We start from the raw sequence: 20,403 nt of genomic DNA, 5'->3' as shown, positions 1-20,403 counted from the left end.
TCACCGGTCATGGCCGGCGCCCCGCCCTTCGCCGCCGTTATTTTCATAGGTGAATGGCTCGCCCTCTTCGCTCTGGAGCTGGTAATCGTACGCGGCCTGAAGGCCTGTCTCCTCTTCTGCCTCTTCATCAGCGCCCTGCTCAACGTTGCGGGGATACAACGGCGACATCAGGGCTACGATAGTGCCGATGACAGAGAAAGTCGCAAACGCAATGCTGTAATTAAAATGGCTTACCAAAAGGCCAACAACGGGTGAACCGGCCGCCTGCCCCAGCGAAACGGCCATAAACGGAAGAACCGGCCCCATGGACAGACGACCCGGCAACAACCGGACGCCAGTCATCAGGTAGAGTCCCGTCAGGCTCATATAGGCCAGGCCAAAGACCAGCGCGGAAAAGGTTGCGAATACCAGCTCGCCCGGACTGGCCGCCAACAAGGCCAGGCTTGCCGCCAGCATCATCAGCATGAGTGCCTGGGTAATGGGCGGGTTATTGCGGTCGGCAAGATCGGCTACTACGGCCCCGCCCAGCCCGGCGACACCAACCGCCAGCCATAGCCACCCGGTTTCTGAAGACGACAGGCCACCCAGGTTGACCGCAAGGTCGGGCGCAAAAATCCAGTAGGCGGAAGAAATAAACCCCATTACGAAGGCAAAGAGCGAGAGCCTGAACAGGCGCCACCACTGCAAGGCACTGATCGGCGGCGGGGGTGCCGCGTTTGACGGCGTTACCCGGGACACCGAGGGAATCACATACCAGGCAGCGAAAATCCCGATGCCCGCCAGAACGGCAAAACCCATGTACGCAAAACGCCAGAGGCCGGCCATAAACAGAACAGCCGGCACGGCAATGGCGACCCCAATACTGGTGCCGGCGTTCATCACCGAGCTGACCCGCCCGTGCACGGAACGGTCCACCAGCACCTGCATGGCCGCAGTAAGTGCCGGCATCATCAGGCCGGTGCAGATGCCACAGGCAAATACGCCAATGCCAAGGGAGACAGCGCCGGACGACTGGCTGATCAACGCAAGCCCGAGCGCGCCAAACCCACCAGCCGCCACGGCCGTGTTACGGGCACCGAGACGATTGGCGGCGAGGGGGGCAACCAGTGTCGCCAGCACAAAACTGATGAGTGGAAGCGCGCCAATAATACCGATCAGATCAGGTGTCAGGTCCAGATCGCTACGAATGGGCGGTACAAACAGGCCAAAAGCAAAGCGCGCGAGACCATAACTGACGGCAATCAGAGAGGCGCCGAATAAAGCAAATCCTGTGCTCGATACGGACTTCACAATACACACTCCTACGGTTGCGCGCTTAAACGCAGACTTTCCCTAGAATTCAGCCCTGCTATTCCACCTCTTCTGCTTCTTCATTAGGTGCACCAATACCCGGCCCCCTGGGTGGAAGATTCTCGGCAACTGAAATGTCTGCGTCAAATAACGTTCCATCGGCCATGGCGGCCACAACGGATTTGGCAGCGTTGTACGCGGTTTTGGTGATGTAACCATTGCTCTTGGTCCCGATACCGCCACGCATCTCGAATAACACTGACCCGGCCCCCAACAGACCATAGGCGTTACGGGCGATTCCCGGCGTCGTTGTACCTGGATAGAGAGTGAGGTTGGCATAGCCATACTGGTCGAGCTCCGTGGCCATGACACTGACCACTTTCTTTGCCAGCTCAACACCGGCCTCAAACTGATCCACCACTCCGAGCGCCTCAGCCGCCGAGGTGGCATTGGGCCACAGCGTCGATCCGGTGATCAGCTTGCCGTCAGCATCAACGTATGAGCCCTGGTGGTGGAAGTCGATAACCACCGAAGGTTGAAACTCGTCAAACAACAAGCGCATGGCAACCGCTTCCGGCACGGGATTGGGCCCGCCAACATAGGGGTCAACCTCCGGGCTGTCCTCTATGAACGAATGATAACGGTTGACGTCATAACCGCGCCCACGCTGGTAGAAGGCAGGACAAGGTCCCGTGACACAGAACGGGTCGTAGTTCTGGCGCCACGGTGGCGTATTCCCGAAAGCATCCTCAACGCTGGCATCGAACCCGTCCACATTGACCCTGGGCACAATGGTTAACGTCAGGGCATCACGTATGGCCCGGTCTTCCTTCGAATTGCCGGAAAGATCTCTGGCCAGTTCGATCATCGCCTCACTCACCACGTACTCGTTACCGTGTTGCTGCGCTATGATCATGATCCGCCGGGGCCCGTTTCCTATGGTAACCACGGGAATTTCACGGCCGGTATTGCTGACACGCGGGGCGCTGGAAAGCACAAACTCCCCTTTTGCTGAGCGGTCCAGTTGCTCAAGCGTGTGCCAAAGCTGCTCATAACTGCGTAATGCGGCCAAAGACACATTCTGTTCGTCCGTAAGCCAGGGGCCATTGGGTTTACTCTGGGGGGCGGCAGAGGCCAGCCCCGTCAAAACCAGACAACTGAGGGCGATAATCGATAAACATGTTTTCATGAGAAATCCTTCCTCTACCTATGTTTAATGGAGTGATTATCTAACTAACAGGACACCAACATGCATCCACCACGGATGCGCCTCGCAATTTTATTGTTTGTCTTTATCTAGTTCGAAAACCATGCCTGCGCAAGAGTCGTTATCGGATACCCAAACGCAAAAACCCCGGCTTTCGCCGGGGTCCGTCAGTTCAACTACCAGTGCTTAGTGGCCGGAATTTTCATCCACCAGCTCCGAGCTTTCGAAGATCTCTGGGTCGGCCTCCCCGTTTACCTTCAGGATACCTACCAGGCCCTTCTCTGCCCGTGACAGGGCGTGATCTACCAGGATGTACTTGCCAGGGTATTCGGTTACAAACTCAACCATGGTCGCACCGCCAGGAGGTACCAGAGTGGTCTGGACGTCAGTCAGCGGAGCGCTGGTAAGAGAAGCCTGATCGTACACCTTGTCGAAGATCTCGCCGATAACATGGAAGCTGGATACCAGGTTCGGGCCACCAACGCCGAAGAAGATACGGACATTGTCGCCAACATCGGACTCCATCTTGTGGGTGGCTGTCAGGGCATCCATGGCACCGTTGAACATCATGTGCTCTGGGCGCTCGTCGAGCATTTTATCGAGGGAGAATTCCTGCAGGCCAGCTGAACCATGGCGCTGGGCAGTGTAAAGCTCGCCCTGCATAACGTAGAACTCACGGTCTACTTCGGAGAGGCCACCTTCAGGCTCCACCAGGATCATGCCGTACATGCCGTTGGTAATGTGCTGGGCCACCATTGGCGTTGCGCAGTGGTAGACGTACAGGCCGGGGGTCAGAGCCTTGAAGCTGAAGCTTTTTGCCTGGCCGGGCGCCGCCTGGGTCACTGCAGCACCGCCGCCCGGGCCAGTCACCGCGTGAAAGTCAACAGAGTGAATGTGTGAGCTCTCCTCGGAGTTCTTCATATTCACCGTTACCGTGTCGCCTACGCGCACCCGGATCATCGGGCCAGGAACTGTGTTGTTGAAGGTCCAGAACTTATAGCTGCTGCCGTCGCTCACCCGCCCGACAACTTCCGTGGTTTCAAGATCAACGGTAACGTTCTTCGGCCCGCGGTCACCAACCGGCTCGCCGACGTCATGAGGATCCTTGGAGAGGTCTTTTTCCTGGGCACCGGCCTGCTCTTTCGGGTCGCCGACGATCAGCTTGCCCACCATGCCAGCGGCCTTGTGACCGGGCAGGGTGCACAGATATTCGAATGTACCGTCCTTATTGGCCTTGAACACAATCGCCGTGGCCGAGCCCTTGCCGGAAATTTCATCAGACTTGACCTCAAAATCCGGCACCGCAAAGTCATGCAGGGCGCCATCGCCATTAACGATGTTGATCTGCACTACCGCACCTTCTTCCACTCTCAGGTCCGGATTGACCTCCCCCTTCGTGGGGCCTTTTTCACTCACATACACCAGCCGACCATCTGCAATATCGGTCCGCAGGGTAAAAGTTACATCTGGAACATATTTTACATCAGAACTGCTTTCCGGATGCTCCGCAAAAGCCGGTGTTCCGAATCCCACCATTCCGCACAACGCAGCTACCATTAGAAGGGCTTTCATGCTTAATTCTCCCCGTTGAAAAGACCCGCACCTGGCGGGATACATCAATGCCCAATAACATTGATATGAAATAATTGTATTGGGGGAGAATTGCTTTGATCTTGATAATAGTCAACGTTCACCAACAGGCCGCCGGTCATTGGAGTTACCTCTGAATGGTTACCAGCACCGGCAGCCGGAATGGTCACTGGTCCGCCAGAGCGGCCCTCACTTTCTTGCTCAGGTGGCCCATGTCGACCCGGCCAAGTACCCGCGGGCGCAGGTCATTCATCACGCGCCCCATATCCTTCATGCCCTGGGCATCAGTTGAGCTGATGGATAGCCGGATCAGGCCGTCCAGGTCATCCTCGGAAAGGGCGGCGGGCATGAACTCCTCGATAATCACCATTTCTGCCCGTTCCTTGTCGCCCAATTCCTCGCGGCCGGCCTCATCATACTGGCTGGCAGCATCGCGGCGCTGTTTTAGCATCTTGTCCAGTACCTTCAGAACCTCTTCGTCATCCAGTTCACGGCGCTCATCAATCTCGATCTGTTTGACCGCTGACTGGGCCATTCGCAGGGTGACAAGCCGGGTTTTATCCTTGTTCCGCATCGCGTTTTTCACCGCGACGCTCAGTTGTTCCTTGAGTGATGATTCCGCCATACTCCACCTCTGTTAAAATTGGTCTGAAGCTTATTCTCTGTAACATCATTGGGCTCTCGTACATGAAACTCAATCCCTTTAATACCCGTATCGGCCTCGCCCTGGGGGGCGGTGCAGCCAAGGGTATTGCCCATATCGGCGTGTTGAAGGCTTTCGAGGAAGAGCACATCCCGATTCATTGCATTTCGGGAACCAGCGCGGGGGCGCTGATCGCCAGTTATCACGCCTTCGGCCGTCCGGCTGAGTCCATACTTTCGATTTGTTCTGAGCTGAACCTGTCCAAGCTTCTCGACTTTACCCTGAAGCGCGGTGGCCTGTTCAGCACCAATTCCATCCGGGAAATGATCCACCGGGATCTGGGGGACTGCAAAATTGAAGACGCCAACATCCCGCTGGCCATTTGCGCTACCGATATCGAAACCGGCGAACAGCTGATCTTCAGAAAAGGAAACCTGGCAGACGCCGTGTGTGCGTCCATGGCAGTGCCAGGTCTGTTTGTGCCAGTGGAGATAGATGGCCGGATTCTGGTGGACGGTGGGCTGGTTGAAAATGTCCCGATATCACCGCTGGCGGCGATGGGAGCGGGCATTATCGTGGCCGTTGACCTGAGCCATGTCGGCCGGTATCCGAAACCGGAAGACACGCTTGATGTGATCAGCAATGCCATTAACATTGGTATCGACTTTAACACCCGCAAGCAGCTGAAAAAGGCTGACATAGCCGTGCCGCTGGATTTAAGCGGGTACAGCCTCACCAACAACGCCGACCGCGTGGAAGAGTTATACCTCGAAGGCTACCGCCCCATGAAGAAAAAGATTCGCCAGGTGCTCTGGTACAAGCGGTGGAATGTCGTGATCAGCCTCGTAAAAGCGGCCGGGGCATTGTTGCCCTTAAAGGTGCCCGAGATCCTCAAAGGCCTTAAACGCCTCACATGAAGTAGTGCCTGAACAGTTGCAGCACAAGAACAAGCGCCATCAGCGGTATGATCCATCGCGTGATTTTGCTGTAATCCCGCCCTTCCCCTTTGGGAGCGTATTTTTCCGCCAGCGGAATGATAATGAGCAGGGCCAGAAAAAGCACGGCGAGAATTGTCAGCAGGGTACCCATGGTCAGCCTCCTTGTGGTCAGTGTCAGAGCCGGCTTACCGTTGCAATGGACTGATCTGGAATTGCTTTGCCCTCAGGCTACCGATTAAGCGGGATGTTGGGAATGCGAGTGAACCAAAAAGCCATTTTCAGACTACTCTTGCTAACCTTCCCATTCCTTATTGCGAACGGAGTTTCTGCATGATCACAGTTCATCACCTCAACAATTCCCGCTCACAGCGCGTTCTCTGGATGCTGGAAGAGCTGGGGGTGCCCTATGAGATCCAGCGTTACGAGCGTGACCCGAAAACCATGCTCGCGCCTGGCAGCCTGAAAAAAGTTCATCCGCTGGGTAAATCACCCGTGATTACTGACGGCGACCTGGTGGTGGCGGAGTCCGGCGCCATCATCGAATACCTGGCCCACACCTATGGCAAAGAAACCATGTTACCGGAGGCCGGTGGCCAGGCATGGCTTGATTACACCTACTGGCTACATTACGCAGAAGGCTCGTTAATGCCACCGCTGGTGATGCGCCTGGTGTTTCAAAAGGTAAAAACCAGCCCCATGCCATTTTTCATCAAGCCAGTGGCAAAAGGCATTGCGGACAAAACGAATGAAACCTTCATCGGCCCGATGATCAAAACCCACCTGGATTTCGTGGAATCCCACCTCGCAAAAAATACCTGGTTTCTCGGAGACAACCTCAGCGCGGCGGATATTCAGATGAGCTTTCCGCTGGAAGCCTCAGTGGCACGAGGCATTGTCGGCAAGAACCGGCCCCACATCCCCGCCTGGGTGGAGCGGGTGCATGCCAGGCCGGCTTACCAGAAAGCGCTTGAAAAGGGCGGGAAATACGATTTCGCCTGAGAGCGTGACCTTTTCCGTGGTGCTGCGATCGATTTCCCCCGGCCAGGCCCCGGATTGACTGTATAGAAACCGAAACACGTGTGTCGATAAATTTTACACCTCCATCACCTAACTTTTATTTAACGTCTCCAAGCACCGCAATTAGAGGGAGAAACGCCGTTCCGGTTACGATTTTGCATGTAGAAAACCAGCACCGGTTACCGTGTCGTAACGGTTACCGGGGCTGGGAAGCTTGCATTCTCGGGGCTGGAACTTCAGTTTTATGTACGTTGCATGTTTTGCCTCCGCTTAAGAGGCAATAAAACGAACAAACATGCGAAGAGACATTTTCCCAAGGGTCGCTTCAAGGAGGTACGAGATGTCTAAAAGGACGTCGGATATAGGTCTTGCAACACTAATGCTATTCGCCGGTTTGGCTCTGAGTGCCTGCGGCGGTGGCGGCTCGAGCAGTTCGGGTAGCTCAGGTGGCGATGACGGGACATTGAAGCCCGGTCTGTATAACGCGAAAATAGAATACACAGGTGACTTACCCACACAAGAAGGCTTGACCAGTTATCTCAGTCCGACAGGAAAGTTCGCAATTGTCTACGGAGAGTTAGGGGTCTCTATTGGAGAGCTCTCGTTTGATGGCACCGATATCAGCGGAACCAGCAATGACTATCGCCTCACAGACCCTGCCGATGAGAGCAAGAACCCTAAGCCGCCAGAGCCTCGAGGCTTTCTTGAATTTAAGGGCCTCCAAGGCATCGAAGAGGGTTCGTTAGCCGGGACCGTCAACTCTCAGACATCCGCAACATTTACTGCCTCTGACGCCACCGGCAAAGTCTATGCGAGAGTCTCACTGAAGCGTGTAGAATCTGTTGGTGATTTGGGTCTCTCTCTGGAGAGAGTTTCTGGTGTTTTTACTCAGGTAGATCCGCCCAACGTAGCTCTTAGAGTGGACGACAGTGGCTCAATGTTCGCCCAGTACCCTAAAAATATTGGTTGCGGACTTAATGGAACCCTTTCAGTGCCCGATTCATCGATCAATATCTTTGAAATCACCTACACAATGGAATCGTGCGAAAACGAAAATCATGAAGGAGCATACTCTGGCGTCGGCTTTCTCGTACCCGCGGGAAATCAGTCAAAGACATTAATATTCACAGCCCATAACGGAAAGGTCGGCATGCAATTCGAAGGCACCGAGTAACCGCTTATTTTTCCCTTTCCGCCTTGAATTGCGGTCCTCCTGCCAGTGCTTTCTGCAATTGGCACAAGGAGACCGCAGGCGGAAAGAGAATACCCCCTACCGCGGCCGAATATTCTGATTCACCCGGAACAGATTCTCCGGGTCATACTTCTGCTTCACCTCCACCAGCCGCTTGTAAGCGTCCCCGTAGGCAAACTCGACCCGGTCCGCCTCATCGTGGGACAGAAAATTGATGTAAGCGCCACCGCTGGCATAAGGTTTGGCGGCCTCAAAAAAGTCTCGCGCCCACTGGCGGCAATGGTCATCTTCGCCGGGCGTTTCCCAGCGACCATGCACGTTCATCACATAGTTTGCGTCGCGGCTGGAATAGGCCATGGCATCGTGCGCCACACGGCCGGTCTCGCCACCGATTGAAGCAATAAAGATCTCACAGTGGGGTGAAGGCAGCATGGTCGCTGATTCAATCAGCACCCGGATGACATCGTCGGTCAGCTTTACAAAGTTGTGGGACTTCCAGTAATTCCGCGCCCCGTCCGCCAGCAGTGGGTCGAAGGCCTGCTGCCAGCTGGCATAGGGTTGAACGCCCACATGTTCTCCGTGCGCGTCGCCGAACGAGCGCAAGGGCGCGATCAGCTCTTCCCCCAATTCCTGGTCGCCGGCATAGAAGATTGCCAGGGCAACGATCGGCTGGCCATGAACGGACTCAGGCAGAAATGGCAGCGGCGGTGCATGGCGAATCACCAGCCATACGTTGAGCTCATCGGGCATGGTCTCGGTAAAACGCGCAAACTGCGTCACCACTGACCTGGCCTGGTCGAACGGGAAGACCATCAGGCCGCTCAACAACTCCGGCCCCACCGGGTGCAGCTGGAACTCAAACCGGGTCACAACACCAAAGTTTCCACCACCGCCCCGCGTGCCCCAGAACAGGTCTGGATTCTCTGTGGCACTGGCGCGGGTCCGGCGCCCGTCGGCAGTCACCATGTCTGCGGAAATCAGGTTATCCACCGTCATGCCGTGCTTCCGGCTGAGCCAGCCAAACCCGCCGCCCAGGGTCAGGCCGGCAACACCCGTGGTGGAGTTGATACCCAGCGGGGTCGCCAGTCCATGGGCCTGGGCAGCTGCGTCAAAGTCCGCCAGTGTGCAGCCGGGCCCCACGTAGGCACGCTGTTTTTCAACATCAACTTCAACATCCTTCATCTTTGACAGGTCGATCATCAGGCCGTTGTCGCACACGGCGTTGCCGGCGATGTTATGCCCTCCACCCTTGACCGACACCAGCATCGACTGATCCCGACCAAAGTTGACGGCGGCCACCACATCTTCCACTGAATGGCATTGGGCAATCAGTGCCGGCTTTCGGTCAATCATGGCGTTCCAGATCTGACGGGCCTCGTCATATCCTGCGTCCGCAGGCTCAAATACGGGGCCACCAAAATGCCCTCTGAAGGTGTCAATCGTAGCTTGTTGTAATCCAGTCATAACAATCTCCTTGCCCCGTAAGGCTCCACTCTCCATATTGCGCCCATCCGGCATGAACGCCAGCGCGTTATTAGACCGTTTAGGGACTATGGCGAAGTTGTTAGCCGGTTTTGGTCAGGAAAACGGGGAATATTGGCGCCAGGCGCCAGGAGGGTGTAGCTTGATCATTGAACGCAATGCGTCGATCACCCCTACCCTCTTCGGGATGCCACCGCATTTGCAGGAGCACCCGATGATTCAGAACACCAATCAAGGCTTTGATCTGGTTATCGTGGGCGGGGGCATTGGCGGCATCATCTGCCTGAAGTATGCCAGGGACGCCGGGCTGAACGCGCTGCTACTGGAGCGGGGTGATCGCATCGGTGGCCTGTGGCGGGACCTCCCTGCCTGGCAGGACATCCAGTTTCGCAAGGAAGACTGGACCCTCGGCAACCTGCCGCTTGCGGGCGAGGACCAGCCCAACATACTGAGTAACATCGAAGCCTGGGTCGAACGCTTTGACCTGTCCCCCTACATCCGGCTGAATGAGTCTGTGACCAGTGCCCGGCCCAGCGAAAACGGCTGGCGCCTGACCACCGATACAGCAACGCATGACGCGAAGTGGCTTATTGCCGCCACCGGTGGACACAACCGCCCTGTCGTCCCACAGGTCGAACGCGCTGACTCGTCAATGACTGAATACCATTCGTCCGCCCTGCGTGATCCAGAGCAGTTGAGGGACAGGCGCGTCACCGTGGTGGGAGGTGGTGCGTCGGCGTATGACCTACTGGACCTGTGCTTCGAGCACGGCGCACGCAGTGTGGCGTGGATATACCGCTCCACCAAATGGATGCGGCCTACGCGCCGGGTCAAACACCTCGGCATCGACATGCGGGTTCTGGCCAGGTATCAGATGCTTTGCCTGCCGGCCACAATGGTCCACCGGCTGACCAATAAAGACCTGCGGGCGAGGTACGCAAAAGCGGGGCTCAACGAGATCCTGCCGGCGGGCGATTTCGACATCCGCCGCGATCAGCTCATACCTGGCCGGCCAGGTATGCTCACTCACTTTTCCCGCATTGAGCGCCACCAGGGCGAAGTCCGCTCACTCCACGGCAAGACCGTTGAGCTCTCGAACGGCGAAACGCTGGAAACCGATCTGCTGCTCTGGGGAACCGGGTACGGCGTAGACTTCGGTTTCCTCGGCCTGGAGGCGCTGAACAAGGCGAAAAACCTCAACGAGATCAGCAGCCGCTGCTATTCGCGCTTCCTCTGTGCCGACGCTCCGAACCTTTTCCTGCTGGCACCGGGAGTGCTCGACACCAATACCTCGACGCCCTGGGCCTATGCCCATGTGGCCAAGTCCATCATGTCTCATATAGGGGGCCGGCCAGTTTTTGTGAAGGCGCCGAGTGATGCCCTTACCAACCATTTTGATCTCATCAAACTGCTGGCGCCGCAGGACCGGCGGAACTACCCGTTTGCCATCTGGTACCTGAAGTATCTCTGGCTCGCCATGTGCCATCCCTGGAAACGGGCGATGCCTATTCCCTGAATAACCATACCCACTCTAAACCCGATTAGTTGGCCCGGCTTGCCCATTTAAGGTTTAATGCGGCAGACACTCACCTGCCGTCAGACTCGCCCCTTACTATGCCCACTGCCACCTCGTACCAACAAAACGTCTCCCAGGTTGAGATAGAGCAGGCAATACGCTCAGGCATCGAGCGCTACTTCGACGACTGCCGAGCGCGAGTGCCGGCGTTTATTGACCGACATTTCCACTATTCCGGTGCCATTGAAACTAACCGGAAGGCCCTGGGGTGGGACATGTTGCGGGCACCCATCAACCTGCTGTGGGCGCCGGTGTACGCCCTCACCTATCTGCTTAAAATACTGGCGCCCAGGCGAAGTGGCCTGATGTGGCTGCACCGTTTGGCAGACCGCGTCCCTGCCGGCTTTACCACCCGGGTACAACAACACATCTCACACCTGATCCTGGTGGACCTGCTGAACAACGGCCAGGAAGACCCGCTTCTGGAGGACTATCTGATCGAGGCCCTGGAAACAGTCTATGATCGCCACACCAATGAGCCGGTCGATCACCAGCGGTTCAGCAGTCTGATTGAGCCGCTGGTCGCGGACGCCCTCAGCCAGTACCGGGTGACCCGCACCGCCTCTGCTGACATCACCAACAGCATCTCATGCACCGTGCTGGGAGCGTTTGCGTTCCAGAAGTTTACCCCCGGTGGTATCGGGCTGGGGGTGGTGCTTGCTTCCATGCTCGCGAAGACGCTGGCCGCCAGGGACTTCATTCTTGGTGAAACCATTGGTGGCTGGTACTACAGCGTATTTCCACCGGAGCCGTCGCTGGCCACGACAGCCAGCGTTATGGTGGCGGTGATGGCGGCATTGGCGGCGTTTGCGGCCCTGTCCGGCGTTATTTTCGATCCGGTGCAGGCGGCGGTTGGTTTGCATCGCCGCCGCCTGAACAAGCTGCTGGATCACTTGCAGAGGGATGTATCACTCAGCACCCAAAGCAGTTTTCGCCCGAAAGACCAGTTTGTGGCGAGGGTTCTGGACACGTTTGATATGGTCCGGTCGGGTTTTCTGTAAGAGCGCGAGCTTCTGGTGCCCGTTATCGAGTTGGCGGCGCCATAAATTCGGGCCCGACCGGATCATCAATGCACCGGTCCAGTATGTCATCAATAGCAGCCATCGCTTCCTTATCCAGCGACCAGCCGTCAATCTCATCCACCGGATCCAGCTGCTCCGGCCTCCTTGCCCCCCAAAGTGCTGTGGTCACACCGGGCTGATCCACCAGCCAGCGCAGCGCCAGTGCCAGCACATTCTTCTGATACCGCTCCTGAGCAAAGGCGTCCAGTTCTGCCACGGCATTCAGGTACTGGCGATAGCGTTCCCCCTGGAACTTCGGGTCATTCTTTCGCAGATCATCCCCGGTGAACTGGGTGTCCTCCCGCATCTTGCCTGACAACAGGCCGCGGCAAAGCCCGCCATAGGTAATGGTCGCGATGCTGTTTTCCCGGCAATACGGAAGGATTTCCTGCTCGATGCCCCGTTCAAACAGATTATAAGGGGGCTGTAGGCTGTGCAGGGGCACCGTTTTCTGGAGCTCGTCCATCTGCGACGGTGTGAAGTTGCTTACGCCAATGGCGCGGATTTTCCCGGCTTTGTAGAGATTTTCCAGCGCCCGGGCAGTCTCTTCCATAGGCGTTTGCGGGTCGGGCCAATGCACCTGGTAAATGTCGATCCGGTCCGTCTGAAGACGCTTCAGCGAATCCTCCACCTCCTGCTCTATGCGCGAGGCAGTCGCGTCCCGCCATACTTTGTTCTGATCATCATTCCAGTCAAGAGCCACCTTTGTGGCCAGGGCAACCTTCTCCCGGCGGCCGTTGGCGAGGGCCTTGCCCACAATCTCTTCGGAACGCCCAAAGCCATATACCGGGGCCGTATCCACCAGACCAATACCCTTGTCGATGGCCCTGTGAACGGTGTCGATGGACTGGGCTTCGTCTGTTCCACCCCACATCCAGCCACCAATGGCCCAGGTACCGAGCCCGACCGGCGTCACTTTGATATCCGTGTTTCCCAATGTTCGCGTGTCCATGCTTCCTCCCATTGCCTTGAAAAACCATCCGGAGAAAATGCGGTTCCATGAATGCTCCGTACCACATACATGTGAGGGAGGGCCCGTGAATTCAACCCCCACCCGGTTGACGGGCTATAGATGCCATGTTTTAGTCATACGGTAAGCAGAAAACCGAAAGGAGGCACCATGAAACGCAACGCAAGTGCACACTGGGAAGGCAGCCTGAAAGACGGCCAGGGCAAGGTTTCCACGGAAAGTGGCGTGCTGTCAGAGCAGCAGTATTCCTTCAGGACCCGTTTTGAGGATGGCAATGGAACCAACCCGGAGGAGCTTCTGGGGGCCGCCCACGCAGGCTGTTTTTCCATGGCACTGTCCATGGTTCTGGGCGAGTCCGATCATGTGCCTGACAGCATTGATACCAAGGCCAGTGTCACCCTGGCCGAGGGTAGCGGCGGCTTCGAAATCTCAGCCATCCACTTTGACGTGAAGGCGAAAATACCCGGAATTGACCAGGCGAAATTCCTCGAGGCAGCCAACACCGCCAAGATGAATTGCCCGGTATCAAAAGCCCTGAAATCAGACATCACCATGGATGTTCACCTGGACAACTAACCGGGGTTTGTCATATAAGCGGATAAAACAGAGGTTTGTCGCACTTTACCGGGGCACCGGGCTTTCTCTTGGGAAAGAGGTAGCCGGTGCGCCGGTTTTCAGCCCGCTTTCGGGGCAGCCGGCTGCGGACCTGCAGAGGCGAACTGCCCACTTTTACCCTTGCCCACATACTCAACAGACCCGCCGGCCTTTAAAAACGCAGCCGTCTGCGCTTCAATCGTGGCAGAGGTTAATGTCGCTTTTTCGGGTTTCTTGCTCATTTCATGCTCCAGTCTGACGGTTGGTCTGTTCACCAACCGCAAACGCCTATGATATCCGAAACAGGAAATAATTGTTCGGAGTGGTAAACAGGCGCATACCCTTTGTTCCGATACCCGACGAATGTTTGCTATGGTTTTAAAACAGCGCTGACGAAACAACATGGAGCCAGGTTATGGGTAAATCTGAACGCTGGTCGCAGAAGGTGACCGAATCCAGCGACTCCCTCGACCTTGAGCGCGGCGTGTTTGCTCTTGAAGATTCCCGGGAAATCGCCCGCTCCCTGAAGAAGTCCGCCGAAGAGAGCCACCGCCGTAAATCAGACCCCTACCGCTCTGCCATGTCGATGCTGACGTTTTACATCAACCGGGCGGGCAAACAACTCACCACTGAGCAAAAAGAACGCCTTGAGGCGGCGAAGGATGAGTTACGCATCCTGTTTGGCCGAACTCCCAAGAATTACTGATAACGAGTGCAGGCGTCATTTACTGATCACACGGAGCCACCACACGTGGCACCGCCCCCCAGCCGTTCACAGCATGCCTACGCCGCTAACAAGAGCGGTCTGATCGCTCTGACGCTCTCATTGGCAATTTTCATTGTCAGCTCTTTCTATTGCTTTATTCTGCAACTGTTTGAATGCCCAAAAAGGCTAAAAACGGACAAAGATGCGGCGAAAAGAAGACAAGCCAGGTAATCAATGACGGGGTTGTCGGTGCTATGTAGGAATTACACACGCTGGGCAATTATTACCGATTCTTACAAAGGCACAACCATGAAGCCTGAGAGGCGGCCTCTATAACTCTTTGTTTAAACTAATCCTCAACAGGTTCACCTTAACGTGGCCTGGCGCGTGCATGGTGTCGTACTGCAAGGAAAGAACACCTCAATCCGGACGGAAATACGAAGAGGAGGTCATATGCACACGCAGCATTCCAATACTCCCGGCAACGGTGGTACAGACTCATCCACAGAAACCGATCTTGGCCAGAAGGCACGCGATATGTCGGAAGAGGCGAAGAGCGCAGCTCGGGGCCGGGCGATGGAAGAGACTGAAGGGCACAAGCAGGAAGCCTCCAATGTAGCTGGAGCTGGCGCCAAGGCCTTTGAAAGCGCGGCTGAAAGCCTGGACGAACAGGGACAGGAAACGCTGGCTCAGACGATGTCCTCGTTGGCATCCAGTCTCTCGGAGTTTGCAGGAAAGCTGGAACACAAGAATGCCGAAGAGTTGCTACAGGACGCAGCCCGCCTTGCACGAGAGAACCCAGCAATGTTCGTGGTCGGCGGTATCGGCGCAGGACTGATTCTGAGCCGTTTCTTCAAGGCTTCGTCCAGTTCCCAGGGCAGTCAGCACTGAACAGCCGCACCAGGAGGTCATCATGGCAAATACAGCAGAGAACACCCGGCCCACTACGGCATATGCGTCACCGACACCTGAATCAACCACCGAGCCCTCCCAGTCCCAGGAACGGGTGAAAGTCTACAGCCTCGTCAAACACCTGGTGGAGGACGTGGCCTTGCTCTTCAGAAAAGAACTGGCATTGGCAGCGTCAGAGGTGGGGCATTCCGTCAAAGACACCAAGAAAGGTATAACTGGCCTGCTGAACGGCGCGGTTGTGCTTAACTCCGGCTACCTGTTTTTGCTGGGTGCCGCGGCCCTTGGTCTGGCGCAGGTCATGGAAGCGTGGATGGCCGCGCTCATCGTGGGGGTTGTGACAACGGTGGTTGGACTGATGATGGTAAAGGGGGGTAAGAAGAAACTTGAACCTGCCAGCTTCAGGCCCGAACGCACGATGGATGAGCTTCGCAAAGACAGAGATTCGGTAAAGGGAGCGACCTCATGAGCACCGCAAGAGACTATATCAAAGAAGACATGAACAAAACGCCCGAGCAAATTCAGCGGGAAGCAGATGAAGTGCGCGCTGACATGGAACATACCGTGGACGATCTCGTCAATCAGCTTTCTCCCGGCCAACTGATCAATCAGGCCATGACGCTGTTTCGGGGCGATGGCAACAGTAATTTCGTTCAAAACCTCTCGACCCAGGTACAGAATAATCCCGTACCTGCCATTCTGGCAGGGGTGGGCCTCACCTGGCTTATGTCGGCGTCGAAACAACCGCCTGCTGCAGGAGAATCCCGATCTTCTTCGGGAGGCGTAAACCTGGGGCTCCGGTCAGCTTCTGCAAAGATGTCATCGGCTACGGACAAGGCCCGCTCTTCAGCGAGTAGTGTGACCCAGGGTGCAAAGGAAAAGCAGCAGGACCTGGCCGATAGTGCCAGAGACATGGGGCATCGTGTTAGTGATGCAGGGCATCAAACCCTGGAGGCGAGTCGTTCGGGGGCCCATGCCGTGCGCACCACTTATAACGACCTGCTTCGTGAGCAGCCATTGATGGTAGGTGCAGCTGCTATTGCAGTGGGCGCGGCGCTCGGAGCGTTGCTACCCCGGACTCAGGCAGAAGAGACGCTGATGAGCCAGCCATCTCCGGATACATTGAGTGCTCAGACTTCTGAGGATACGAAGAGTAGCGAACCCGGGGGAACGATCGGCACTTCGGAGACAGCGCAGAGTGAGCGCCGCGACGCGGCCACCCCAACTGCCCATTCTCACGGGGCGGCAACCCCGAATCCACCAACCGCCGGTGCCAGTGGACCGCCCGGCTCTCACACGCCCACCAGGCCCTCGGAAGGGGGAACCTGAATGTGAGTCGGAGTTCATTCCTGAGATATGGAGCGCTCGGAGCCGCCCGGATCGGGCGTCTCCTCATCAAGCCAGGCGCCGCAATACTTGCAGTACTTGGCGTCAACTTCATGTCTATGTTTACCGCAGGCCGGGCAAGCTTCGTCGGAGTAACGTTCCGCACGCAGGGCGCGAATAACTTCCGCAGAAAATACCCCGACGGGAAGCGCAATGATCGAGTAGCCGGTCAGCATAATCATCATGGAAATGAACTGCCCCCAGGCCGTAATCGGCGTTATGTCGCCATAGCCGACCGTCGTCAGTGTCACGATTCCCCAGTAAATGGCTTTGGGAATGCTGGTGAAGCCCGCTTCGGCCGGCTCAATGAGATAGAGTAAGGAAGAAAAGATGGTCACGAGCATCAATACTGTGAACAGAAAAAGCAGGATCTGGTGCCGGCTGCGAAGCAGCGCGTCCATCAGCAGGCGGCCCTCACCCACAACCGTCATCATTTCCAGTACCCGGAACAGCCGCAAGGTACGCAGCAAGCGCACCACGACGAGAGTCTGTGCGCCCGGAAACAAAAGTGCGAGCCAGGTAGGCAGAACCGCCAGAACGTCAATTGCTCCATAAAAGCTTTTCAGGTAAAGCTTCGGCTTGTCCAGGCAATAAATACGCAGGCCGAGTTCAAGAGTAAACAGCAGCGTTATGCTCCACTCCAGCACAAAAAAGAGCTCACCGTAGCGGGCATGATATTCCGGCACACTGTCCAGAAGAATGATCCCGACACTGAGAAATATCAGCAAAGCCAAAAGCACGTCAAAGCCTTTGGCCAGGCGGGTGTCTGATTCGAAAATGATTTGAAACAGGCGTGTTTTGATTCCCAGGCCGCCCGGTTTTCCCGTCGCCATCAAAGTTACCTCTTGGATTGACACTGGGCGATCACTCTAAACGCAAGCCCGCAAATCTTGAATACCGCAGCGCCGGCCCAGCACAACGGTTTTATACCCTGCTCGTCTGATGGCCCCAAAAAAAGCTTTTACACATACCGGCCGCCGGCGCCGATCACCACCACGATCAGCCCGAGAACCAGGTTGGTGCCCACCAGCTTGCGGATCTGCCCCACCTGGCGCCCGCCTTCCTGGGGGTCCTGGCTGGCGACGGCCTGTTTAAGCCTTTGGAAGGGAGCAAAATAAACGTGAAAATAAAGCAGGGTCATCACAACCCCCAACCCCTGCATGACGTGGATATGCCAGCCGGCACCTGCCATGCCCCCAAAAACGTTGAAGATCATCCAGTAACCGGTGACCAGCAACAGGATGACGGCCGCCCAGACCCATCGAAAAAACCGGGACAGCGTGTGACACCAGAGTGCGCCACGTTGCGATGCCTCAATCACCTCGACCACCGCCGGCCGCATGGCCATGTAGGCGAAAAACATGCCGCCAACCCAGATCACGGCGGAGAGAACGTGCAGTGCGATAGCCAGACTCATAAAGCGACTCCCGGAACAGAAACGTGTCTGAAGAGCATAGGCCTCACTCAGCTCAATACCAACTCCTGCCGCTGAGAACCCGATCTCCCCTCGATGTTCACGCATCTGTCCCGGTTCGCTTCTCCTCAGCCGTTGTCGGGGATCTCCGGTTCAACGAGCCTGGCAAGCTGCTCAAGCGATTCCTGCCACCCCAGGTAGCACATTTCCACCGGAATAAGTGCGGGAATCCCTTCCTGAACAATCCGAATATCCGTTCCACAGGACACCGGTTCGAGCTCAATCGACACCGTCATTTCACCGGCCAGATTGGCGTCGTCGAAACGGTCTTTGTGGCGAATACGCTGGTTCGGCACCAACTCGACAAACTCTACTGTGAAGGAATGACCGTTGCCGGTACCGAAGTTCGTGAACGACATCCGGTAGCCACCGCCAACACGAGGGTCCACCTTGTCGTGAACCTTCCCCGTGAAGCCATACGGAGGAAGCCAGCGCTCCAGAGCACTTGGATCAGTAAACGCCTTATATACCCGCTCAGCCGGGGCTCTCAGTACCCGGTGTAAGTGAACGGTGCCTGTTTGATCAGACATGTTGGTCTCCTTGGTCTCTCGTTAATCAATCAGCAGACAGTTGCGTATGAACCCGGCCCGGCCAGTAAATTCCACAACCTGTCTGCTCCCGTACGAGTAGTCGGAGGAGGCTTTTCGAAATCGACACTGAGAACTCAGCAGAAGCAATGGCAATAACCCATCTCCCACGGGGCTACTCTACCGTGATGGTAATTTTCTCAGACAGGACTGGCGGCTCGTGGGGAATGTGCTGGTGATCCCCGACCAGCAGTTGCAGAGTATGCTCACCCGGCGACAATTCCACAGAGGTCTGGGTTTGCCCACCGCCGAAATGGATATGGCGTTCATCTGCAGGGACTGGTTCGTCCATCGCGGGCAGCTCGTCAACATCCACAAGCAGGTGATGATGGCCGGTGCCCTCACGTTCCACGCCAGCCGGCGCCACGCCCAGACCCTCCAGGCCGAACCTTACGGTAACCGGCGAACTCACGATATCCCCATCCATCGGCGTTACAAAATACACCGCCGCCCCTTCTGGCGCGGGTGTCGCCCCATGGGCCACAGAAACCATTGAGGCAGCGAAAACAGAACAGACAAAGAGGCGCTGTGCACTATTTACTATGTTCATGACCCATTCCTTGAGTGAGGAAGCTACATTTCCAATGGTAGGACATAATCGGGAATTTTGCCGCGTATCAATGGGCCCACTCGGAAGGCGGTGCCCGGAACACGAGCTCAGAAATACCCTAGCAGCCTGCCAAGTACCAGCGCACTGACCCATACCACCAGAGAAAACACGGCACCTGCCCTCAGGAGTACAGGCATGGGAGCGTTCATCGGGAGACTCCGTATACCCTTGTGCATCAACACCCGCCCCAGAATCAGCGCGTTCGACACACCCAGCAGGACAAGCACGATCTTCGCCTGGAATATCGGCGACCTGGCGTAGTCCACGGCTGCTGTGGCGAATAACAGCGCACCACAGACAACCGCCAACCCCAAACCAATCGCCGAGGTGACTCGAAGCACATCAGCAAACACCGTCACGGGGTAGTTGCGCCAGGCCCCCAGCAAACGCACGTCCAGCGGCACAATGCCACCCACCAGGAGCGCAACCCCGAGAATATGCCCGGCGTTTACCAACGGGTACATGAAGGTGGAGTTGCGCAGGACCGAGATGAAGGCCAGATCTTCAACGGAGACCAGCGCCTGTTCAATCATCCCCGGGCTCAGGAATCACGATCGGGGTACAGGTCGTAGCTCTTCCTATCGATCACAACTCGCTCAGCCTTGACCAACCGCTCACCTTCTTTGGCAGAGCGATGGCCGTGAACGGTAATTTCCCGGCCCTGACTCAGCATCTCTTTGCTAAGCCCCACGCGGTCGTTACGCCAGGGCTGACCGACTTCCACAACCCATTCTTCGTCATCCACGCTTATCGTGACCTCGCCATGGGGGTTACCAAGGCGCACTGACTGGATGGTACCGGTAATCTCGAATTCCTCGTCCGTTGCCCAGGCCCAACCGTGATGAGCCTGGGCGGCTGAAGCCGCGAGAAAAGCAGTAAGAACAGCAAAACAAAGCAGGTAGGTAAAACGAAACTGAGGCATATCCAGTCCTCTTGTCGCGGGTTTGTCAGGGTGACCGAACCGCAAGCGTCACAGTTCAGCCTGTTCGACAGTAAGAATGCAGCGGAATTCCCGGGCAGTCACTCTGGCCTGCATATTCCGGCCCATCGTGACCGCCCATTCCGTTTGAACGTGACCGCCCGTTCCGGGTGATCGTGACCGCTCATTCCGTTTTATCGTGACCGATTTTGGACGTTTTTCCGGAATCGCTGGTCACGATGCCGGAATCCC

The 20,403-nt window shown here is 56.5% G+C and carries 24 protein-coding genes; 10 read left to right on the top strand and 14 right to left on the bottom strand.

Annotation, left to right across the window (positions count from 1 at the left end):
- The 4 genes from ABJM11_RS02390 to ABJM11_RS02375 all read right to left on the bottom strand — a co-directional run bounded on the left by ABJM11_RS02390 (position 1) and on the right by ABJM11_RS02375 (position 4,712).
- A complete protein-coding gene (locus ABJM11_RS02390; protein WP_348294892.1) occupies positions 1–1,290 on the bottom strand; it encodes an MFS transporter in 1,290 nt (429 codons plus the stop codon).
- Between the two features lie 58 nt (positions 1,291–1,348).
- Complete coding sequence (locus ABJM11_RS02385) at positions 1,349–2,479, bottom strand: M14 family zinc carboxypeptidase (protein ID WP_348294893.1); 1,131 nt, start codon at positions 2,477–2,479, stop codon at positions 1,349–1,351.
- Positions 2,480–2,683: 204 nt separating this feature from the next.
- Positions 2,684–4,069 carry a copper-containing nitrite reductase gene (nirK, locus tag ABJM11_RS02380; RefSeq protein ID WP_348294894.1) on the bottom strand — a complete coding sequence of 462 codons (1,386 nt, stop codon included), beginning with the start codon at positions 4,067–4,069 and terminating at the stop codon, positions 2,684–2,686.
- A gap of 184 nt (positions 4,070–4,253) precedes the next feature.
- Positions 4,254–4,712, bottom strand: a complete 459-nt coding sequence (locus tag ABJM11_RS02375) for a GatB/YqeY domain-containing protein (protein ID WP_348294895.1) — start codon at positions 4,710–4,712, stop codon at positions 4,254–4,256.
- Between the two features lie 62 nt (positions 4,713–4,774).
- On the opposite strand from ABJM11_RS02375, the gene ABJM11_RS02370 reads away from it, so the two are divergent.
- Positions 4,775–5,647: a patatin-like phospholipase family protein gene (locus tag ABJM11_RS02370; protein ID WP_348294896.1), complete on the top strand. Its 873-nt coding sequence runs from the start codon at positions 4,775–4,777 to the stop codon at positions 5,645–5,647.
- Here the strand turns inward: ABJM11_RS02370 and ABJM11_RS02365 are convergent.
- Positions 5,640–5,819 carry a hypothetical protein gene (locus ABJM11_RS02365; protein ID WP_348294897.1) on the bottom strand — a complete coding sequence of 60 codons (180 nt, stop codon included), beginning with the start codon at positions 5,817–5,819 and terminating at the stop codon, positions 5,640–5,642. The genes ABJM11_RS02370 and ABJM11_RS02365 overlap by 8 nt on opposite strands.
- Before the next feature lie 179 nt (positions 5,820–5,998).
- Here ABJM11_RS02365 and ABJM11_RS02360 point away from each other — a divergent pair, with 179 nt between their 5' ends.
- Together ABJM11_RS02360 and ABJM11_RS02355 are read left to right on the top strand one after the other, a co-directional pair.
- Positions 5,999–6,667 (top strand): glutathione S-transferase, encoded by a 669-nt coding sequence (locus tag ABJM11_RS02360; protein ID WP_348294898.1) that lies wholly within the window; start codon positions 5,999–6,001, stop codon positions 6,665–6,667.
- 358 nt (positions 6,668–7,025) lie between these two features.
- Positions 7,026–7,859: a hypothetical protein gene (locus ABJM11_RS02355; RefSeq protein ID WP_348294899.1), complete on the top strand. Its 834-nt coding sequence runs from the start codon at positions 7,026–7,028 to the stop codon at positions 7,857–7,859.
- Positions 7,860–7,955: 96 nt separating this feature from the next.
- Here ABJM11_RS02355 and ABJM11_RS02350 read toward each other — a convergent pair whose 3' ends face one another.
- The gene (locus ABJM11_RS02350; RefSeq protein WP_348294900.1) at positions 7,956–9,341 is read right to left on the bottom strand and encodes an FAD-binding oxidoreductase; all 1,386 of its coding nucleotides are present in this window, start codon (positions 9,339–9,341) and stop codon (positions 7,956–7,958) included.
- Positions 9,342–9,501: 160 nt separating this feature from the next.
- On the opposite strand from ABJM11_RS02350, the gene ABJM11_RS02345 reads away from it, so the two are divergent.
- Both ABJM11_RS02345 and ABJM11_RS02340 read left to right on the top strand, forming a co-directional pair.
- A complete protein-coding gene (locus tag ABJM11_RS02345) occupies positions 9,502–10,875 on the top strand; it encodes an NAD(P)-binding domain-containing protein (protein WP_348294901.1) in 1,374 nt (457 codons plus the stop codon).
- A gap of 98 nt (positions 10,876–10,973) precedes the next feature.
- Positions 10,974–11,936 (top strand): DUF6635 family protein, encoded by a 963-nt coding sequence (locus ABJM11_RS02340; protein WP_348294902.1) that lies wholly within the window; start codon positions 10,974–10,976, stop codon positions 11,934–11,936.
- 22 nt (positions 11,937–11,958) lie between these two features.
- Here the strand turns inward: ABJM11_RS02340 and ABJM11_RS02335 are convergent, their stop codons facing one another.
- The gene (locus ABJM11_RS02335; protein ID WP_348294903.1) at positions 11,959–12,948 is read right to left on the bottom strand and encodes an aldo/keto reductase; all 990 of its coding nucleotides are present in this window, start codon (positions 12,946–12,948) and stop codon (positions 11,959–11,961) included.
- 168 nt (positions 12,949–13,116) lie between these two features.
- Between ABJM11_RS02335 and ABJM11_RS02330 the strand changes: the two genes are divergently transcribed.
- The gene (locus tag ABJM11_RS02330; protein WP_348294904.1) at positions 13,117–13,542 is read left to right on the top strand and encodes an OsmC family protein; all 426 of its coding nucleotides are present in this window, start codon (positions 13,117–13,119) and stop codon (positions 13,540–13,542) included.
- Positions 13,543–13,640: 98 nt separating this feature from the next.
- On the opposite strand, the gene ABJM11_RS02325 is transcribed toward ABJM11_RS02330, so the two are convergent.
- Complete coding sequence (locus ABJM11_RS02325; protein WP_348294905.1) at positions 13,641–13,802, bottom strand: hypothetical protein; 162 nt, start codon at positions 13,800–13,802, stop codon at positions 13,641–13,643.
- Positions 13,803–13,975: 173 nt separating this feature from the next.
- Here ABJM11_RS02325 and ABJM11_RS02320 point away from each other — a divergent pair, with 173 nt between their 5' ends.
- From ABJM11_RS02320 to ABJM11_RS02305, 4 genes are all read left to right on the top strand, one after another.
- A complete protein-coding gene (locus ABJM11_RS02320) occupies positions 13,976–14,266 on the top strand; it encodes a DUF3175 domain-containing protein (RefSeq protein ID WP_348294906.1) in 291 nt (96 codons plus the stop codon).
- 453 nt (positions 14,267–14,719) lie between these two features.
- Positions 14,720–15,157, top strand: coding sequence for a hypothetical protein (locus ABJM11_RS02315; RefSeq protein WP_348294907.1), 438 nt, complete (start codon positions 14,720–14,722; stop codon positions 15,155–15,157).
- A gap of 22 nt (positions 15,158–15,179) precedes the next feature.
- Positions 15,180–15,644, top strand: coding sequence for a phage holin family protein (locus tag ABJM11_RS02310; RefSeq protein WP_348294908.1), 465 nt, complete (start codon positions 15,180–15,182; stop codon positions 15,642–15,644).
- On the top strand, positions 15,641–16,504 hold the full coding sequence (locus ABJM11_RS02305) for a DUF3618 domain-containing protein (RefSeq protein ID WP_348294909.1): 864 nt from the start codon (positions 15,641–15,643) through the stop codon (positions 16,502–16,504). The genes ABJM11_RS02310 and ABJM11_RS02305 overlap by 4 nt, the downstream gene beginning before the upstream one ends.
- A gap of 14 nt (positions 16,505–16,518) precedes the next feature.
- On the opposite strand, the gene ABJM11_RS02300 is transcribed toward ABJM11_RS02305, so the two are convergent.
- The 6 genes from ABJM11_RS02300 to ABJM11_RS02275 all read right to left on the bottom strand — a co-directional run bounded on the left by ABJM11_RS02300 (position 16,519) and on the right by ABJM11_RS02275 (position 20,154).
- Positions 16,519–17,394, bottom strand: a complete 876-nt coding sequence (locus ABJM11_RS02300) for an ion transporter (protein ID WP_348294910.1) — start codon at positions 17,392–17,394, stop codon at positions 16,519–16,521.
- Positions 17,395–17,522: 128 nt separating this feature from the next.
- Positions 17,523–17,978, bottom strand: coding sequence for a CopD family protein (locus tag ABJM11_RS02295; RefSeq protein ID WP_348294911.1), 456 nt, complete (start codon positions 17,976–17,978; stop codon positions 17,523–17,525).
- A 125-nt stretch (positions 17,979–18,103) separates the two neighbouring features.
- Complete coding sequence (locus ABJM11_RS02290; protein ID WP_348294912.1) at positions 18,104–18,565, bottom strand: SRPBCC family protein; 462 nt, start codon at positions 18,563–18,565, stop codon at positions 18,104–18,106.
- A gap of 172 nt (positions 18,566–18,737) precedes the next feature.
- Entirely contained in the window at positions 18,738–19,172 is a 435-nt protein-coding gene (locus ABJM11_RS02285) for a DUF4399 domain-containing protein (protein WP_348294913.1), read from the bottom strand.
- Between the two features lie 107 nt (positions 19,173–19,279).
- On the bottom strand, positions 19,280–19,765 hold the full coding sequence (locus tag ABJM11_RS02280) for a DUF6644 family protein (protein ID WP_348294914.1): 486 nt from the start codon (positions 19,763–19,765) through the stop codon (positions 19,280–19,282).
- Positions 19,766–19,773: 8 nt separating this feature from the next.
- Entirely contained in the window at positions 19,774–20,154 is a 381-nt protein-coding gene (locus tag ABJM11_RS02275; protein WP_348294915.1) for a DUF6152 family protein, read from the bottom strand.
- Between the last annotated feature and the right edge of the window lie 249 nt (positions 20,155–20,403).

Source organism: Marinobacter sp., from assembly GCF_039977835.1.
Taxonomy (GTDB): Bacteria; Pseudomonadota; Gammaproteobacteria; order Pseudomonadales; family Oleiphilaceae; genus Marinobacter.
Note: the sequence above shows the minus strand (reverse complement) of the source record. Positions and strands in the feature narration are given on the sequence as shown.

What these genes read in the sequence shown, in the direction of transcription:
- ABJM11_RS02385 (WP_348294893.1), bottom strand. Translation starts at nt 2,479, where the DNA reads ATGAAAACATGTTTATCGATTATCGCCCTCAGTTGTCTGGTTTTGACG.
- nirK (WP_348294894.1), bottom strand. Translation starts at nt 4,069, where the DNA reads ATGAAAGCCCTTCTAATGGTAGCTGCGTTGTGCGGAATGGTGGGATTC.
- ABJM11_RS02375 (WP_348294895.1), bottom strand. Translation starts at nt 4,712, where the DNA reads ATGGCGGAATCATCACTCAAGGAACAACTGAGCGTCGCGGTGAAAAAC.
- ABJM11_RS02370 (WP_348294896.1), top strand. Translation starts at nt 4,775, where the DNA reads ATGAAACTCAATCCCTTTAATACCCGTATCGGCCTCGCCCTGGGGGGC.
- ABJM11_RS02365 (WP_348294897.1), bottom strand. Translation starts at nt 5,819, where the DNA reads ATGGGTACCCTGCTGACAATTCTCGCCGTGCTTTTTCTGGCCCTGCTC.
- ABJM11_RS02360 (WP_348294898.1), top strand. Translation starts at nt 5,999, where the DNA reads ATGATCACAGTTCATCACCTCAACAATTCCCGCTCACAGCGCGTTCTC.
- ABJM11_RS02355 (WP_348294899.1), top strand. Translation starts at nt 7,026, where the DNA reads ATGTCTAAAAGGACGTCGGATATAGGTCTTGCAACACTAATGCTATTC.
- ABJM11_RS02350 (WP_348294900.1), bottom strand. Translation starts at nt 9,341, where the DNA reads ATGACTGGATTACAACAAGCTACGATTGACACCTTCAGAGGGCATTTT.
- ABJM11_RS02340 (WP_348294902.1), top strand. Translation starts at nt 10,974, where the DNA reads ATGCCCACTGCCACCTCGTACCAACAAAACGTCTCCCAGGTTGAGATA.
- ABJM11_RS02335 (WP_348294903.1), bottom strand. Translation starts at nt 12,948, where the DNA reads ATGGACACGCGAACATTGGGAAACACGGATATCAAAGTGACGCCGGTC.
- ABJM11_RS02330 (WP_348294904.1), top strand. Translation starts at nt 13,117, where the DNA reads ATGAAACGCAACGCAAGTGCACACTGGGAAGGCAGCCTGAAAGACGGC.
- ABJM11_RS02325 (WP_348294905.1), bottom strand. Translation starts at nt 13,802, where the DNA reads ATGAGCAAGAAACCCGAAAAAGCGACATTAACCTCTGCCACGATTGAA.
- ABJM11_RS02320 (WP_348294906.1), top strand. Translation starts at nt 13,976, where the DNA reads ATGGGTAAATCTGAACGCTGGTCGCAGAAGGTGACCGAATCCAGCGAC.
- ABJM11_RS02315 (WP_348294907.1), top strand. Translation starts at nt 14,720, where the DNA reads ATGCACACGCAGCATTCCAATACTCCCGGCAACGGTGGTACAGACTCA.
- ABJM11_RS02310 (WP_348294908.1), top strand. Translation starts at nt 15,180, where the DNA reads ATGGCAAATACAGCAGAGAACACCCGGCCCACTACGGCATATGCGTCA.
- ABJM11_RS02305 (WP_348294909.1), top strand. Translation starts at nt 15,641, where the DNA reads ATGAGCACCGCAAGAGACTATATCAAAGAAGACATGAACAAAACGCCC.
- ABJM11_RS02300 (WP_348294910.1), bottom strand. Translation starts at nt 17,394, where the DNA reads ATGGCGACGGGAAAACCGGGCGGCCTGGGAATCAAAACACGCCTGTTT.
- ABJM11_RS02295 (WP_348294911.1), bottom strand. Translation starts at nt 17,978, where the DNA reads ATGAGTCTGGCTATCGCACTGCACGTTCTCTCCGCCGTGATCTGGGTT.
- ABJM11_RS02290 (WP_348294912.1), bottom strand. Translation starts at nt 18,565, where the DNA reads ATGTCTGATCAAACAGGCACCGTTCACTTACACCGGGTACTGAGAGCC.
- ABJM11_RS02285 (WP_348294913.1), bottom strand. Translation starts at nt 19,172, where the DNA reads ATGAACATAGTAAATAGTGCACAGCGCCTCTTTGTCTGTTCTGTTTTC.
- ABJM11_RS02280 (WP_348294914.1), bottom strand. Translation starts at nt 19,765, where the DNA reads ATGATTGAACAGGCGCTGGTCTCCGTTGAAGATCTGGCCTTCATCTCG.
- ABJM11_RS02275 (WP_348294915.1), bottom strand. Translation starts at nt 20,154, where the DNA reads ATGCCTCAGTTTCGTTTTACCTACCTGCTTTGTTTTGCTGTTCTTACT.